Genomic DNA, 13,874 nt, shown 5'->3' on the forward strand with positions numbered 1-13,874 from the left:
CGCGACCTCCAAGTCATGCGAAGTGCTGTGGCAGGTACAGCCTTTCCGTCGTGATGTGCGTCGATGCGGTTGCCATACCTGCAACCACAGTTGTAACTTTATGCCTAACACTGGCAGGAAGATATCTCTAGTCCGCCGCAGGAGGTCATCATCACACCGCCCGAGGTCACCGCGCCGCAGGAACGGCACAGCAGCCACACCCGCCCGCGTGGGATCAAGCCCGTGTTCCAGCCGAAGACGCAGGTCACCCTCGTGGAGGGGTCCACGTTCTGCGTCTCGGGCACCAACGGCGACATCACGCCGCACCACAGCGACGGACTGTTCGTCCACGACACGCGCGTCCTCTCGAAGTGGCAGTTGCGCGTCGACGGCGCCGAGGTGGAGCCGCTGTCGCACATCCCCGCCGAGCCGTTCGAAGCCCGCTTCATCGGGCGCCTGCCGGCGCGCCCCGGCAACTTCGAACCCACCCTGATCGTGGAACGCCACCGCATGATCGGCACGGGGCTCCGCGAGGACATCACCATCCACAACCACGGCCAGGAGCCGGCCGGGGTCGACGTGGCACTGCACGTCGAGGCCGACTTCGCGGACCTCTTCGAGGTGAAGGAGCGGCGGCCACCACGGGCCCTCGACGTCGACAGTTCGGCGGACCAGGGCGGCCTGACCCTCGCCCTCCGCTCGGGTGGTGAGGGTCAGGAGCGCAGCCTCCGGGTCGCGGCGCGGGGCGCGAGGACGGTGCCGGGGGCGCTGTTGTTCCAGGCGATCGTCCCGGCCGGCGGCGCCTGGCACGTCACCGTCGAGGCCCGCCCCTCGGTGGCCGGAAGCGAACTCACGCAGTCGTTCCCTCTCGAGACGCCCTTGGAGCAGGCCGAACCGGCCCGTCGGATGCGCGACTGGCGCGACCAGGTGGCGGACATCGCGGTTGAGAACACGGTGCTCTCGCTGTCCTTGGAGACCAGCCTCCGCGACCTTGGCGCACTGCGGATCTCCGACCCCGCCCATCCGGAGGACGACGTGGTGGCGGCCGGGGCGCCGTGGTTCATGGCGCTGTTCGGTCGCGACTCGCTGCTCACCAGCGCGATGCTCATGCCGTTCGCCCCCAGACTCGCGATGGGCACCCTCCGCACGCTCGCGCGGCTGCAGGGCACCGAGGAGAACCCCATGAGCGAGGAGCAGCCCGGCCGCATCCTGCACGAGGTCCGGCTCGGCACCGACGCGTCACTGGCCCTCGGCGGTGAGCGCGTCTACTACGGATCCATCGATTCGACGCCCCTCTTCGTCACCCTCGTCGGCATGGCCCTTCGCTGGGGCGTCCCCCCCAGTGAACTGCTGCCGCTGAAGCCCGCGGTGGACGCCGCCGTTGCGTGGCTGGGCCGCTACGGCGACCTCGACGGCGACGGCTTCGTCGAGTACCGCCGCACCAGCGACCGCGGCCTGCTGAACCAGGGCTGGAAGGACAGCGGAGACTCGATGGTCCACCGCGACGGCCGGCTCGCGGCCCCTCCGATCGCCCTCGCTGAGGTGCAGGGCTACGCCTACGCCGCGATGCTGGCAGCCGCCGACCTCGAGGAGGTGCTCGTCGGCAACGCCTCGGCGGCGGCAGAACTCCGCGCTCGCGCCGCGCGGCTGCAGGAGCGTTTCCACGAAGCCTTCTGGATGCCCGACGAGGGGTTCTACGCGCTCGCCCTGGACGCCGACAAAGCCCAACTGCGGTCCGTCGCGTCGAACGTCGGGCACTGCCTGTGGACCGGAATCATCCCCGACGAGACCGCGGGCACCGTCGTCGAACGGCTCCTGGCGCCCGACATGTTCACGGGCTTCGGCATCCGCACGCTCTCCTCGCACGCGAGGCGGTTCAACCCGGTGAGCTACCACAACGGCTCCGTGTGGCCGCACGACACGATGCTCGGCGCGTCCGGCATGGCGCGCTACGGCTACAAGGACGCCGCGATGACGGTGGTCGAGGGACTGCTCGACGCGCTCGAGTCCTTCCGCGGGCGACTGCCCGAGCTGTTCTGCGGCTTCGACCGGGCCCACCAACCCGCGCCCGTCCCGTACCCGACGTCTTGCTCCCCGCAGGCCTGGGCGGCGGCCGTGCCGTTCGAGATGCTGCGCACGGCGATCGGGCTCGAGGTGGACGTCGTGCGGGGCAGGTGCCACGTCGAGCCCACACCTCCGGTCATCGGCAGCGTCGGCCTCACCGAACTGCCGGTCGGCAGGGACCTGGCCAACGTGCGGGCGGACACCGCCCAGTGCGTCATCGACGGCCTCCCCGACGAGGTCGAGCCCGCCGTGAGGCGGGCCTCATGAGCAGAAGGCACGACGCCACCGGCTCACCGCCGGAACTCCACGCCGATCAGCCCTTCTACACGATCGGCCAGGTGGCCGAACTGCTGGGCATCCAGCCGGCGGCTCTGCGGCGGCTCGACGAGCTCGACGTCGTCTCCCCGGGCCGGTCGTCGGGCGGCCAACGACGCTACTCACTGAACGAACTCGCCAGCCTCCGGGAAGTGCTGGAGCTCACGGGCGAGGGCGTGACCCTGCCCGGCGTGCGCCATGTGCTGCACCTGCGCCGCAGGGTGGCCCTCCTCGAGGCAGAGTTGGCGGAGGCGCGGCTCAGGCTGGGGGAGTAGGAGTGGCGCCCATCACGCGGGCGCCGGCGGCATGACCTGGAAGCCCGGGTCGCCGGGGCGCAGCGACGAGTTGCGTACTTCCAACAGTTCGAGGCCGGACCGCTCGGCCAGTCCCTCACCGAAGGCCCGCATCATGCGGTCGTGGTTCCACACGAACATCGGCCTCGCCACCGGGGCCGCTGCCGACATCCAGCGCTTCGGCGTGGACACGAGCCAGGTGAAGGCGAGCGTGGCGACGGCCTCCGGCCCACTTCCCAGTTGGAACCGCCCGACGCCGATGAGGTCTCCGGTCGAGGTGATGTCGATGCGCCTGGGGCGGTCCACGAACTCGACCTCGATGGTGTAGACAAGTCCGTAGCCGGCCGGCGCGCGGACGGTGCTGCGGATCGACGACCCGAGCCCGTCCGGGCCGGTGGCGGGCCTGAGCACCTCGATCCGCTTCAGCCAGGACCACCAGGCCGGCCACTGTTCCACGTCGACGAGCGGCTCCCACAGGCGTTCCGGGTCGCCCCGGAACCGGTACTCGCTCAGGAAGTGGTACTGCGCCGGCATCTCAGTGTGTCTTGGACCAGCACAGGCAGAACGGATGCCCGGCAGGGTCGGCGTACACCTGGAAGTCGTCGGGCTCGTCACCCCCACGAGCCTCCTGCAGGAGGCGGGCCCCAAGGCCGATGACCTCCTCGTGGGCGGCGTCGATGTCGTCCACCCACAGGTCGAGGTGCACCTGTTGCGGCTGCCCCTCGGGCCACTCGGGCCTGACGTGGTTCGGCGCCAGCTGGATGCCGATGGTGGCACGCCCGTCCACCAACACCATGTGCCAGTCGTCGTCCTCGTCGACCGTGCCTCCCAGCACGCCCGCCCAGAAGGTGCTCTCCTCGGCGAGGTCCTCGGCGTCGAAGACCACCACCTGATGTCTGATTCTCATGCCCCCGAGTCTCACACGACGTGGGCGCATGCGGACAACGATCGGTGCCGCGCCCGCGTCAGGCCGCTCCTCCCGCCTCGTGCTTGCGGCGGCGGAGGCCGCTGTCCACCAGCCTGCGGACCAGTTCCGTCGAGCGCACCGGCTGGGCACCGAGGGCGAGCAGCTCGTGGTAGCGCTCCTTCGGGACGTCGTAGTGATCGCGCTCGAAGGCGCGACTCGGGAGCCCCGCGCGCCGGGCGAAGTCGTGGAGTTCCTCGTAGGAGACGTCCGAGACGAGGTGCGCCCACTCCGTCCCGTGGGCGGGCCAAACGGGGGGATCGAGCAGGATCGCCACAATCGCTCCTTCCAGGATCCGACCCCTCCAATCGTGGACGAGGCACCTGCCGGAATCAATGGGATATCGCTCCAGAAAAGATTGAGCGTGGTCGACTCAATAACTGAGTTGAGTGTGCTAGACTCAACTCATGGTCCAACCACCAACCACCATCCGTAGAAGGGAGATACGAATGACCACGCAGTACGATCCGTTCCGCGAGCTCGGACGCATGTTCAACTCGACGCTCCGCAGCCCTGCGATCGCCGCGATGCCGCTCGACCTGTTCCGCAGCAAGGACTCCTTCGTCGCCCGCATCGACCTCCCGGGGGTCGACCCCGAGAGCATCGACATCGACGTGGAGGACCGGACCCTCACGGTCCGCGCCGAACGCAGCATCGACGTGCAGGGCGACGACATCGAGTGGCTCACCCGTGAGCGTTCCTACGGCACCTACGCCCGCCAGCTCACTCTGGGCCACGGGTTGGCCGTCGACCGCATCACCGCGGACTACAACGATGGCGTGCTGACGCTCACCATCCCGGTGGCTGAAGAGGCGAAGCCGCGGAAGGTCTCCGTGACCCGCGGCAGCGGCCATCACCAGATCACCGCCGAGACGGAGGACGACGAGTCCGGCGAGTGACCCTCATCCAGCAGTGCCCGGAAGCCCAGGCTTCCGGGCACTGTCACGTTCGGACTCGAAGAGGGTCCAAACGGACCGAGCGATGGTGTACGGTTCCGAGCAAGGTTCGAACCACGGAATAAAATTCCGCAAACGGCCGGTGGAGTACGCACGCTCGAGGAGATCGATGAAGGAGCTCAAGCTTCGGCAGCGCTTCGTCGCCTGGCACGCCGCCTGGCGGGTGGCCGACCCGCCCCTGGAGGATCCGTCATGAGGGTCCTCGGGATGATCTCCGGCACTTCACTTGATGCGATCGACCTCGCCGTCGCCGAGTTCACCACGAGGGACGAGGTGCTCGAGCTGCGCCCCGTCGCCCATGGGGAACGGCCCTGGCCGGGCCAACTGCGCGCGGACCTCTTGGCCGTCCTGCCGCCGAACCGTAGTGACGTGGGCACTTGGTGCCGCCTCGACGCCGAGGCGGGACAGGCGCTCGGCGAGGCGGCGGCGTGGGCCATCCAGGAGTTCGGCCCGGTGGACCTCATCGCGAGCCACGGGCAAACGCTGCACCACTGGGTCGTCGATGGCCGCGCCCGCGGCACCCTGCAGGTCGGGGGAGCGGCGTGGATCCACGAGGCCACGCGGACCCCTGTGATCAACGACCTCCGAAGCGCCGACATCGCCGCCGGAGGACAGGGTGCGCCGCTGGCGTCCACGCTGGACGCCCTCTGGTTGGGCGACGAACCGACCGCCGCACTGAACCTCGGCGGGATCGCCAACATCACCGTCGTCGGCACCGGGTCGCCAGTGATCAGCGGGGACACCGGCCCCGCCAGTTGCCTCCTCGACGCAGCGGCGCTCGAACTCCTCGGCCAACCGGCGGATCGTGACGGGGCGACGGCGGCGAGCGGCCGAGTGGACGAGGCCGCCCTGCGTCGCCTCCTCGCCGATCCGTACTACGGGCTGCCACTGCCGAAGAGCACCGGCCGGGAGTACTTCCATTCTGGCTACGTGGCGGAGCGTCTGGGAACGGAAGCCCCCAGCGTCCCCGACCTGTTCGCCACGTTGACCGAGCTGACGGCCATCACCGTCGCCGCGGCGATCAACGCCGCGGGGGTCGACAGGGTTGTCGCCTCCGGCGGCGGGCTCCGCAACCCCGCGCTGCTCGCACGCCTGCGCGCACACCTCGACGTCCCGTTACTGACCACCACCGAGCTCGGCCTCGACGCGGACGCGAAGGAGGCCTACTTGTTCGCGCTGTTGGGCTTCCTGTCCGCCACGGGTCGTCCGGGGACGATCCAGCAGGCGACGGGCGCCGATCGCCCGGTCGTGCTCGGCAGCCTGACCCCGCCGTCCCCGTGGCCGACGCCCGGCTCCGCGTCAGGATCCGACATCCGACTGGTCCAGATCATCCAGGAGGGGAGCCTGTGAGTTCCGGAAACGCACCCAACATCACCGCCCGTCTCCGTGGTCGACTCGACCAGTTGACCGGCGCCCAACGCAGGATCGCGGAGGCGATCCTCGAGGCCCCGGCGGAACGCTCCAACTTGCCCATCGCCCAGCTCGCGGACATCGCACAGGCCTCGCAGTCCTCGGTGATCCGGTTCTGCAAGTCGCTGGGGCTGCCCGGATACCCGGAGCTGAAGCTCGCCCTCGCAGCCGACAAGGCTGTCCGCAACCGTCCCGAGGAGCCCCAGGGGGACATCGCCGCGGGCGACGACCTGCGCTCGGTGGTGCGCAAGATCACCGCCCTCGACGCGCAGGCCGTCCGCGACACCTCGGACCTGCTCGACATCGAGATCCTGGAACAGGTCATCGACGCGCTCGCGGCGGCTTCCCGCACGGACGTCTACGGGGTCGGCGCCTCCGCCATCGTCGGCGCCGACTTCGCGCAGAAGATGACCCGCATCGGCCGCGTCGCCGTCAACTACGGCGACGCGCACCTCGGCCTCACCTCCGCCGCTCTGCTGAAGCGGGGCGACGTGGCGCTCGCCATCTCGCACTCCGGCAGCACCGCCGACACCCTCGACATGGTGCGCACCGCCCACGATGCGGGTGCCACCACCATCGCCGTCACCAACAACGCCGGCTCTCCGCTCGCGGCCGAGGCAGACCTGACCCTCCTCACGGCGGCGCGGGAGAGCGTGTTCCGCTCCGGCGCCACCGCCTCCCGGCTGGCCCAGCTCGTCGTCATCGACTGCATCTTCGTCGGTCTCGCGCAACGGACCTTCGCCGCCTCCCAGCAGGCGCTCGAGGTGACGTTGCGGGCCGTGCGCGACCGCCCCGGACACCCCCAAGGGCGCGGCTCCACCTAGACCTCGGGCGACATGGCCGCTCGCAGGAACTCTTCACCCGACCCTCGAAGGAGAGAACAATGAAGAGACTCGTAGTAACCATGCTGGCATTGACGCTGGCCCTGACCGGACTCGGGGCGCCGCAGGCGTCGGCCGAGTCGACTCCCCAATGGCGCTCGTACTGGGTGGATGCCTTCAACCCCGGCATCTACAACGCGGACCAGGTGAGCAAGCTCGTCGACGACGCGCTGGACGTGAACGCCAACGTCCTGCTCGTCCAGACGGTGCGCCGCTTCGACTGCTTCTGCAACGAGGCGAACTACCCCCGCACCGGGGCGTTCATCGCCCCCGAGCCGTTCGACCCGCTCGCCGAGATCGTGGAGCAGGCCCACGAGGCCGGGCTGCAAGTGCACGCGTGGGTGAACGTGAACACGCTGTGGAACTCCGCGACCGCGCCCGCCGACCCGACCCATGCCTACAACACCAACGGCTTCACCGCCGAGGGCGCGGACCGCTGGCTCAACAAGCGGTTCGACGGCGTCGAGAAGGTCGGCAACAACTCGTTCGTCGACCCGGCCAACCCGGGCGTCGTCGAGTACATCGTCGACGGCATCCGCTCCATCCAGGAGAACTACGACATCGACGGCATCAACCTCGACTACGTGCGCTACCCCGACTACAACGTCACCGACGGCGGGACCTTCGTCAACGACTGGGGCTACTCGGACGTCTCCCTGGCCCGCTTCCGCGCTGCCACGGGACGCACCGACGTCCCGGCCCCGACCGACGAGCAGTTCTCCGACTGGCGCCGCGACCAGGTGTCCTCCCTCGTGCGGAAGATCTACACGACGATGTACGACACCGACCCGACGGACCGACTGTCCATCAACGGCATCACCTACTCCTACGGCCCCTCCGAATACGGTTCCTGGGAGGGCACCCGCCCGTACAGCAACGTGATGCAGGACTGGTACGGGTGGGCCACCGAGGGCATCATCGACACGGTGACCGCGATGAACTACAAGCGTGAGTGGATGGATGACCAGGCCGTCATGTTCGACACGTGGAACCAGTTCCTGGCGCAGGTGCAGCAGGAGTCTGGCCGGACCATGGTCTCCGGTCCCGGTCTGTACCTCAACGACATCGACAGCAGCGTCCAGCAGGCCAAGGACGTCGTGGGATACGGCCTCGGCTGGTCCGGCTACAGCTACGCCAACGTCAGCCTCGATGCCACGGCCTCCACGTCGCAGGCGGTCAAGGACGCCGAACGCGACGCCCTTGCCGATCGGCTCACTGCGGAGGTCTTCGCCGAGCAGGCGTCCGTGCCCGAGATGACCTGGAAGACGCAGGCCACGGACGGCATCATCGCCGGCCGCTACCTGCTGGACGGCCAGTCCGTCGACCAGGCGCAGCTGACGATCACGAACCTGGCCGACGAGTCCACGAGGACCGTCGTCACCGACGGCACCGGCTGGTTCGCGTCGCTCAAACTCGAGCCCGGTCGCTACAAGGTCTCGCTGTCCGACCCGTCCACGGCACGCGGGGTCAAGCCGCAGCTGGTGACCGTGACCGCTAGTGACATCACCGACGTGGCACTGTCCGGCAAGGCCAAGTAATCACCATCGTGGAAGACGAGTGAGCGCCTCGGAGGTCCCCCATTCCTCCGAGGCGCTCACCCCTTCACGTCGGCTCAGGCGGCTGCCTTGGCCAGCGCCTGCTCCAGGTCGGCGATCAGGTCGTCGACGTTCTCGATGCCGATGGAGAGCCGGACCATCTCGGCGGGCACCCCGGCCTGCTCCAGCTCCTCCTCGGTGAGCTGCGAGTGCGTCGTCGACGCGTTGTGGATGACGAGCGACTTGGCGTCGCCGATGTTGGCCAAGTGGCTGAACAGCTCCAGCGACTCGACGAACTTCGAGCCGGCCTCGCGGCCCGCCTTCAGCCCGAAGGACAGGATGCCGCCGAACTTCCCGTCGACGAGGATGCGTTTCGCGACCTCGTGGCTGGCGCTGGACTCGAGCCCCGGGTAGTTCACCCAGGCGACGGCGTCGTGGCCCTCGAGGTAGCGGGCCACCTTGAGGGCGTTGTCGCTGTGGCGCTCCATGCGCAGGTGCAGCGTCTCCACCCCCTGCAGCAGCAGGAAGGCGCTCATCGGGGAGATCGCCGCCCCGGTGTTGCGCAGCAGGACCGTGCGGGCGCGGATCACGTAGGCGGCCGGCCCGGCGGCCTCCGTCCACACCGCGCCGTGGTAGGCGGCGTCGGGCTGGGTCAGGTTCGGGAAGCGTTCGGAGTGCGCGGCCCAGTCGAAGTTGCCGGAGTCGACGATGACACCACCGAGCGTGGTGCCGTGGCCGCCGAGGTACTTCGTCGCGGAGTGGACGACGATGTCCGCGCCGTGCTCGAACGCCCGCGTCAGCATGGGCGTCGCGACGGTGTTGTCCAGGATGAACGGGAGGCCCGCCTCGTGTGCAGCGGCCGACCACGCGTCGACGTCGATGACGTTGATCGCGGGGTTGCCGATGATCTCCCCGAAGACCGCCTTGGTGCGCTCGTCGACCTGCGCCGCGAGCTCCTCCGGCTTCGTCGGGTCGACGAAGCGCGCCTCGATCCCGAACTGGGGGAGGGTGTGCGCCAGCAGGGCGTAGGTACCGCCGTAGAGGGTGGAGAGCGCGACGATGTTGTCGCCGGCCGCCGCCACGTTCAGCACGGCGTAGGTCACCGCGGCCGCCCCGGAGGCCACCGCGAGGGCCCCGACGCCGCCCTCGAGGGCGTTGATCCGCTCCTCGAAGACGCTCTGCGTCGGGTTGGTGATGCGGGTGTAGATGTTGCCGGGCTTGCGCAGCGCGAAGAGGTCCGCGGCGTGCTCGGTGTCGTCGAAGAGGAACGACGTGGTCTGGTAGATCGGTACCGCGCGGGCGTTGGTGGCGGCGTCCGCCTGCTCCTGGCCCGCCTGCACGGCAAGGGTTTCGAGATGACGAGTCATGGGCCCCTCCTTGGGTTCGTTTGGCCACAAGCTAGCGGCGATCCGCGGGGCATGGAGCGTTGTCCGCGCTCGTTCACGGACAGCGAACTGACTCGGCGGGGCATAGGCTAGGGGCACACCAGCGAAAGGGGACATCATGCCCATCTTCGGGGACACCGACGATCTCCAGGGCGCCGACGCGGCGACGCTCGGCCCGATCACCGCGCGGCGCGTCGAGGCCGCGCTCGAGGCGCTGGAGGTGAACTACGGCGAGGACCCGGACGGCGACCTCGTCGCAGGTTTCGAGGGGAACCCCTGCTGGTTCCGCGTCTCCGGCCCCGACAACGACCCGATCGCGTTCTCCTTCAACGCCCGCTGGAAGGCCTGGCTGGCGCCCGAGCAGCTCGGCGAGGCCCTTGCCGCGGTGAACGAGTGGAACGTCTCCCAGCCGTTCCCGCGAGCGCTGTGCGTGCAGGACGAGTCCGGGGAGCTCATCCTCGGTGCCGACTACACCACCGACCACGAGTTCGGGGTCACGGACCAGCAGCTGCGCAACGACGTGACGATCGCCATCACGACGGCCATCAACTTCTTCGAGTACCTCGCCGAGCGCTTCCCCGGCGCGGTGGAGGCTTCCGAGGAGGCGATGCGCGACGGCGAGCAGGACGCGTCGGAGGCGTCCGCACCCGCGGATGCGGACGAGCCGAGGACCAGCTGAGCGGATGCAGTTCGCGAAGGACTTCGCCCGCGGCTTCTCGTTCTTCGCCGCCGGCGTGGCCACGTGGGCGCGGCGGCCGAAGCTCATGTTGCTGGGCGCCCTGCCGGCGGTGATCGTCAGCGCGCTGATGTTCCTGCTGATCTGGTGGTCGATCTCGAACACCTACGAGTGGGCCACCGCGCTCACCGGCTTCGCCGACCCCTGGTCCGACCTGCTTCGGGAGGGGCTCCGGATCACCCTGGGACTCGCCCTGGCCATCGCCATCATCGTGTTCTGCATCGTCAGCTTCGTGACCGTCACCCTCCTCGTCGGCAGCCCGTTCTACGAACAGATCTGGAGGACGACCGAGCAGTCCCTGGGCGGCATCGGCGGCGAGGTGCAACTCCGCCTGACCGAGCAGGTGCGCAAGGGCGTCGGCGACGCGGCACGCACCCTGCGCATGGCGCTCGCCACCTCCGCCGTCGCGGTGCTGATCGGGCTCATCCCCGTGGTGGGCAGCGTGGCGGCGGCGGTGTTCGTCGCCGTCCGGGGTTCCAGGGCGCTCGCGGTGGAGCTGACCGGCTTCGCCGCCGACGCCCGCGGTTGGAGCTTCGACGAGCGGAAGCGGGCCCTCGACGGGCGGCCGCTCATGACCCTGGGTTTCGCCTTCCCCTGCTACCTCGCGTCGATCGTGCCCGGCGGTGCCGTCCTCGCGATGCCCTCGGCCGTCGTCGCCGGCACGCTGTGCGTGCGCGACCTCGCGTCCAGCCAGCGGCGCGACGAGCGGCCCATTGTCTGAGACCCGCGATAATGGTCCGGTGCATTGGACCGTCGAGACCCAGACCGCGAGACTCTTCGACGACTCCCGGCCGCTGGTCACCTCGTCGGGGGGCGTGCTGCACGAGGTCGACGTCGCCTTTGAGACCTACGGCGAGCTCAACTCCGACCGTTCGAACGCCGTCTACATCTGCCACGCGCTGACCGGCGACGCCCACGCGGCCGGGTACCACGCGGGCGCGTCGCGGCCCGGCTGGTGGGACAACCTCATCGGCCCCGGCAAACCCGTCGACACCGACCGCTGGTTCGTCGTCGCCTCCAACCTCCTGGGCGGCTGCAGCGGCACCACCGGCCCGTCGTCCACCAACCCGGCCACCGGCAAGCCCTACGGGCTCGACTTCCCGCTGCTGTCGGTGTCGGACTTCGTCGCGGTCCACCGACGGTTGGGTGAGCACCTCGGCATCGAGACGTGGGCCGCGGCCGTCGGCGGTTCGCTCGGCGGCATGCAGGTGCTCGACTGGGCGCTGTCGCACCCCCAGGACCTGCGCAACGCGGTGATCGTGGCGGCGTCGTCGCGCCTCACCGCCCAGAACATCGCCTTCTCCGCGGTGGGCCGGCACGCGATCATGCGCGACTCGCAGTTCCACGACGGCAGGTTCCACGAGCACGGCACCTCGCCGGACCGGGGGTTGTCCGTCGCCCGGATGATGGCGCACATCACCTACCTGTCCGAGGAGGCGTTCGCGGAGAAGTTCGGCCGCCAGGCGCAGTCGCGCGAACTGACGCGCAACTTCGGCGTCGACTTCGCGGTGGAGAGCTACCTCGAGTACCAGGGGCAGCGGTTCCTGTCGCGGTTCGACGCCCTGAGCTACCTGTACCTGTCGCGCGCGATGGACTACTTCGACGTGTTCGCCGACCCCGACGCCCTCGCCCTCGTCACGGAGGACCCGGTGAACTTCCTCGTGATGAGCTTCGACTCCGACTGGCGGTACTCGACCAAGGACTCGCGACGCATCGTCCGCCACCTGGAGGGTGCGCGGCTCCCCACGACCTTCCGGGAGATCCCGTCCCCCTGGGGCCACGACTCCTTCCTGCTCGAGATCGAGCCCTACCACGCCACGATCCGCGCGTTCCTCGACCGCGCCTGGGAGCGCCGATGAACGCCCGCGCCGACTACGACCTGATCACCCAGCTCGTCCCGGAGCGGTCCCGCGTGCTCGACCTGGGCTGCGGCGACGGCGAACTGCTGCGGCGGCTGATGGACAAGGGCTGCACCGGCACCGGGGTGGAGATCGAGCCCGACCAGGTGCTCAAGGCCATCCGGAGCGGCGTGAGCGTCATCGAACTCGACATCGACCACCAGCTCGACGAGTTCGGCGACGACTCCTACGACGTCGTCATCCTGTCGCGCACCCTGCAGGCCGTGCACAAGCCCATGGAGGTCCTGGCGCAGATCCGCCGGATCGCGGTGCACGCCGTGGTCTCGATGCCGAACTTCGTGCAGTGGCGCAACCGCCTCCGCCTGCTGCGCGGCCGCATGCCGATCTCGGAGGACCTGCCCTTCGAGTGGTTCGACACCCCGAACCTGCACTACACGTCCATCAAGGACCTCGAGCCGCTCTTCGCCACGATGGGGTTCAAGATCGACCGGCGCATCCCGCTCGACGCCAAGGGCCACGCCCACCGCGCGGGAAACCTGGGCGCGAACCTGCTGGCCAGCTCAGCCCTCTACCTGCTCCACGCCGACCGCTGACACGGTCTCGGCGAGCCGCTTCAGCGAGCCCCCCAGCGACAGCCGGCCGGTGAGCTCCTCCACGGCATCCCAGTCGACCGGGCGCCGCTCGAGCGACGGCAGGGCCAGCGTCGGGACCGCGGTCACGACCCTGTGCGCCCTCACCAGGTAGTCGGGGTCCGCGAGCAGATTGCGCCGGATGGCGGGCTTCATCGTCGACGAGGGGTCCGCGGCCGCGGCCACCATGGCCTCGAGGCTCTCGTACTCCGCGACGAGCGAGGCTGCGGTCTTCTCGCCGATCCCCTTGACGCCGGGCAACCCGTCGGACACATCGCCGCGGAGGACCGAGAAGTCGACGTAGCGGCCGGGGGTGAGCCCGTACTTCTGCGCCAGGAGTTCCGGGGTGACGAGCTCGTGGTTCGCGACCGAGCGCGCGACGTAGACCACGCTGGTGGTGTCGTCCGCCAGCTGGAACAGGTCCCGGTCGCCGGTGACGACGAGGCAGGTCCCGTCGTGCTGCGCCGCGAGGGAGGCGAGCACGTCGTCGGCCTCGTGGTCGGCCACGCCGACGATGGGCAGCCCCACCGCCTCGAGCGCCTCCCGGACCCACGGCACCTGGCGCTCGAGGTCGTCCTCGACGGTCTCGCCACCGGCGGTGTCGAGCCGGTGGGTCTTGTAGCTGGGGACGAGCTCCACCCGCCAGCCGGGCCGCCAGTCGTCGTCCCAGGCGCAGGCGAGGACGCCGGGGGAGTACTGGGTGACGAGCCGGCTGATGAAGTCGCACGTGCCGCGGACCGCGTTGACCGGGTGCCCCTCGGGCGACACGAACGTCGTCGGGACGCCGAAGTAGGCGCGGAAGTAGAGGTACGAGGTGTCGAACGCCATGAGTGTGGTCACGCCCGACATACTGGCACAGCCGCGGGGA

15 protein-coding genes are annotated in these 13,874 nt (G+C 69.5%); 10 read left to right on the forward strand and 5 right to left on the reverse strand.

Going from position 1 to position 13,874, the window contains the following annotated elements:
• Positions 1-222 precede the first annotated feature (222 nt).
• Together BLR46_RS12905 and BLR46_RS12910 are read left to right on the forward strand one after the other, a co-directional pair.
• Positions 223-2,310: an amylo-alpha-1,6-glucosidase gene (locus BLR46_RS12905; protein ID WP_143008301.1), complete on the forward strand. Its 2,088-nt coding sequence runs from the start codon at positions 223-225 to the stop codon at positions 2,308-2,310.
• Entirely contained in the window at positions 2,307-2,633 is a 327-nt protein-coding gene (locus BLR46_RS12910) for a MerR family transcriptional regulator (protein WP_093252978.1), read from the forward strand. Before BLR46_RS12905 ends, BLR46_RS12910 begins: the two co-directional genes overlap by 4 nt.
• A 12-nt stretch (positions 2,634-2,645) precedes the next feature.
• Here the strand turns inward: BLR46_RS12910 and BLR46_RS12915 are convergent, their stop codons facing one another.
• Genes BLR46_RS12915 through BLR46_RS12925 form a run of 3 tightly spaced genes read right to left on the reverse strand, consistent with a single transcriptional unit; the run spans position 2,646 to position 3,892 of the window.
• On the reverse strand, positions 2,646-3,185 hold the full coding sequence (locus BLR46_RS12915; protein WP_093252979.1) for an SRPBCC family protein: 540 nt from the start codon (positions 3,183-3,185) through the stop codon (positions 2,646-2,648).
• A 1-nt stretch (position 3,186) separates the two neighbouring features.
• Positions 3,187-3,558: a VOC family protein gene (locus BLR46_RS12920; RefSeq protein ID WP_093252980.1), complete on the reverse strand. Its 372-nt coding sequence runs from the start codon at positions 3,556-3,558 to the stop codon at positions 3,187-3,189.
• A gap of 58 nt (positions 3,559-3,616) precedes the next feature.
• The gene (locus tag BLR46_RS12925) at positions 3,617-3,892 is read right to left on the reverse strand and encodes a DUF4031 domain-containing protein (RefSeq protein WP_093252981.1); all 276 of its coding nucleotides are present in this window, start codon (positions 3,890-3,892) and stop codon (positions 3,617-3,619) included.
• A 172-nt stretch (positions 3,893-4,064) separates the two neighbouring features.
• On the opposite strand from BLR46_RS12925, the gene BLR46_RS12930 reads away from it, so the two are divergent.
• The 4 genes from BLR46_RS12930 (at position 4,065) to BLR46_RS12945 (ending at position 8,400) form a co-directional block, all read left to right on the forward strand.
• Positions 4,065-4,514, forward strand: coding sequence for an Hsp20/alpha crystallin family protein (locus BLR46_RS12930; RefSeq protein ID WP_093252982.1), 450 nt, complete (start codon positions 4,065-4,067; stop codon positions 4,512-4,514).
• Positions 4,515-4,763: 249 nt separating this feature from the next.
• Positions 4,764-5,921, forward strand: a complete 1,158-nt coding sequence (locus BLR46_RS12935; RefSeq protein ID WP_093252983.1) for an anhydro-N-acetylmuramic acid kinase — start codon at positions 4,764-4,766, stop codon at positions 5,919-5,921.
• Positions 5,918-6,805, forward strand: coding sequence for a MurR/RpiR family transcriptional regulator (locus BLR46_RS12940; protein ID WP_218118464.1), 888 nt, complete (start codon positions 5,918-5,920; stop codon positions 6,803-6,805). Before BLR46_RS12935 ends, BLR46_RS12940 begins: the two co-directional genes overlap by 4 nt.
• A gap of 59 nt (positions 6,806-6,864) precedes the next feature.
• The gene (locus tag BLR46_RS12945; protein WP_093252984.1) at positions 6,865-8,400 is read left to right on the forward strand and encodes a family 10 glycosylhydrolase; all 1,536 of its coding nucleotides are present in this window, start codon (positions 6,865-6,867) and stop codon (positions 8,398-8,400) included.
• Positions 8,401-8,474: 74 nt separating this feature from the next.
• Here BLR46_RS12945 and BLR46_RS12950 read toward each other — a convergent pair whose 3' ends face one another.
• A complete protein-coding gene (locus tag BLR46_RS12950; RefSeq protein ID WP_093252986.1) occupies positions 8,475-9,764 on the reverse strand; it encodes an O-acetylhomoserine aminocarboxypropyltransferase/cysteine synthase family protein in 1,290 nt (429 codons plus the stop codon).
• A gap of 136 nt (positions 9,765-9,900) precedes the next feature.
• Here BLR46_RS12950 and BLR46_RS12955 point away from each other — a divergent pair, with 136 nt between their 5' ends.
• The 4 genes from BLR46_RS12955 to metW are packed head-to-tail and all read left to right on the forward strand — an operon-like array spanning position 9,901 to position 12,970.
• Complete coding sequence (locus BLR46_RS12955; protein ID WP_093252989.1) at positions 9,901-10,461, forward strand: type III secretion system chaperone family protein; 561 nt, start codon at positions 9,901-9,903, stop codon at positions 10,459-10,461.
• A 4-nt stretch (positions 10,462-10,465) separates the two neighbouring features.
• Complete coding sequence (locus tag BLR46_RS12960) at positions 10,466-11,239, forward strand: EI24 domain-containing protein (protein WP_176761775.1); 774 nt, start codon at positions 10,466-10,468, stop codon at positions 11,237-11,239.
• A 19-nt stretch (positions 11,240-11,258) separates the two neighbouring features.
• Positions 11,259-12,377, forward strand: a complete 1,119-nt coding sequence (gene metX / locus BLR46_RS12965; protein WP_425441402.1) for a homoserine O-acetyltransferase MetX — start codon at positions 11,259-11,261, stop codon at positions 12,375-12,377.
• Complete coding sequence (gene metW, locus BLR46_RS12970; protein ID WP_093252997.1) at positions 12,374-12,970, forward strand: methionine biosynthesis protein MetW; 597 nt, start codon at positions 12,374-12,376, stop codon at positions 12,968-12,970. Before metX ends, metW begins: the two co-directional genes overlap by 4 nt.
• On the opposite strand, the gene BLR46_RS12975 is transcribed toward metW, so the two are convergent.
• Positions 12,938-13,855: a 5'-3' exonuclease gene (locus BLR46_RS12975; RefSeq protein ID WP_425441403.1), complete on the reverse strand. Its 918-nt coding sequence runs from the start codon at positions 13,853-13,855 to the stop codon at positions 12,938-12,940. The two genes, metW and BLR46_RS12975, sit on opposite strands and share 33 nt — an antisense overlap.
• Positions 13,856-13,874: the final 19 nt, after the last annotated feature.

The organism is Tessaracoccus oleiagri (assembly GCF_900103275.1).
GTDB lineage: Bacteria > Actinomycetota > Actinomycetes > Propionibacteriales > Propionibacteriaceae > Arachnia > Arachnia oleiagri.

Excerpts from the sequence above, each read along its gene's own strand:
- BLR46_RS12960 (WP_176761775.1), top strand. The coding sequence starts at position 10,466 with ATGCAGTTCGCGAAGGACTTCGCCCGCGGCTTCTCGTTCTTCGCCGCC.
- BLR46_RS12920 (WP_093252980.1), bottom strand. The coding sequence starts at position 3,558 with ATGAGAATCAGACATCAGGTGGTGGTCTTCGACGCCGAGGACCTCGCC.
- BLR46_RS12950 (WP_093252986.1), bottom strand. The coding sequence starts at position 9,764 with ATGACTCGTCATCTCGAAACCCTTGCCGTGCAGGCGGGCCAGGAGCAG.
- BLR46_RS12910 (WP_093252978.1), top strand. The coding sequence starts at position 2,307 with ATGAGCAGAAGGCACGACGCCACCGGCTCACCGCCGGAACTCCACGCC.
- BLR46_RS12915 (WP_093252979.1), bottom strand. The coding sequence starts at position 3,185 with ATGCCGGCGCAGTACCACTTCCTGAGCGAGTACCGGTTCCGGGGCGAC.
- BLR46_RS12935 (WP_093252983.1), top strand. The coding sequence starts at position 4,764 with ATGAGGGTCCTCGGGATGATCTCCGGCACTTCACTTGATGCGATCGAC.
- BLR46_RS12945 (WP_093252984.1), top strand. The coding sequence starts at position 6,865 with ATGAAGAGACTCGTAGTAACCATGCTGGCATTGACGCTGGCCCTGACC.
- BLR46_RS12930 (WP_093252982.1), top strand. The coding sequence starts at position 4,065 with ATGACCACGCAGTACGATCCGTTCCGCGAGCTCGGACGCATGTTCAAC.
- BLR46_RS12975 (WP_425441403.1), bottom strand. The coding sequence starts at position 13,855 with ATGTCGGGCGTGACCACACTCATGGCGTTCGACACCTCGTACCTCTAC.
- BLR46_RS12955 (WP_093252989.1), top strand. The coding sequence starts at position 9,901 with ATGCCCATCTTCGGGGACACCGACGATCTCCAGGGCGCCGACGCGGCG.
- metW (WP_093252997.1), top strand. The coding sequence starts at position 12,374 with ATGAACGCCCGCGCCGACTACGACCTGATCACCCAGCTCGTCCCGGAG.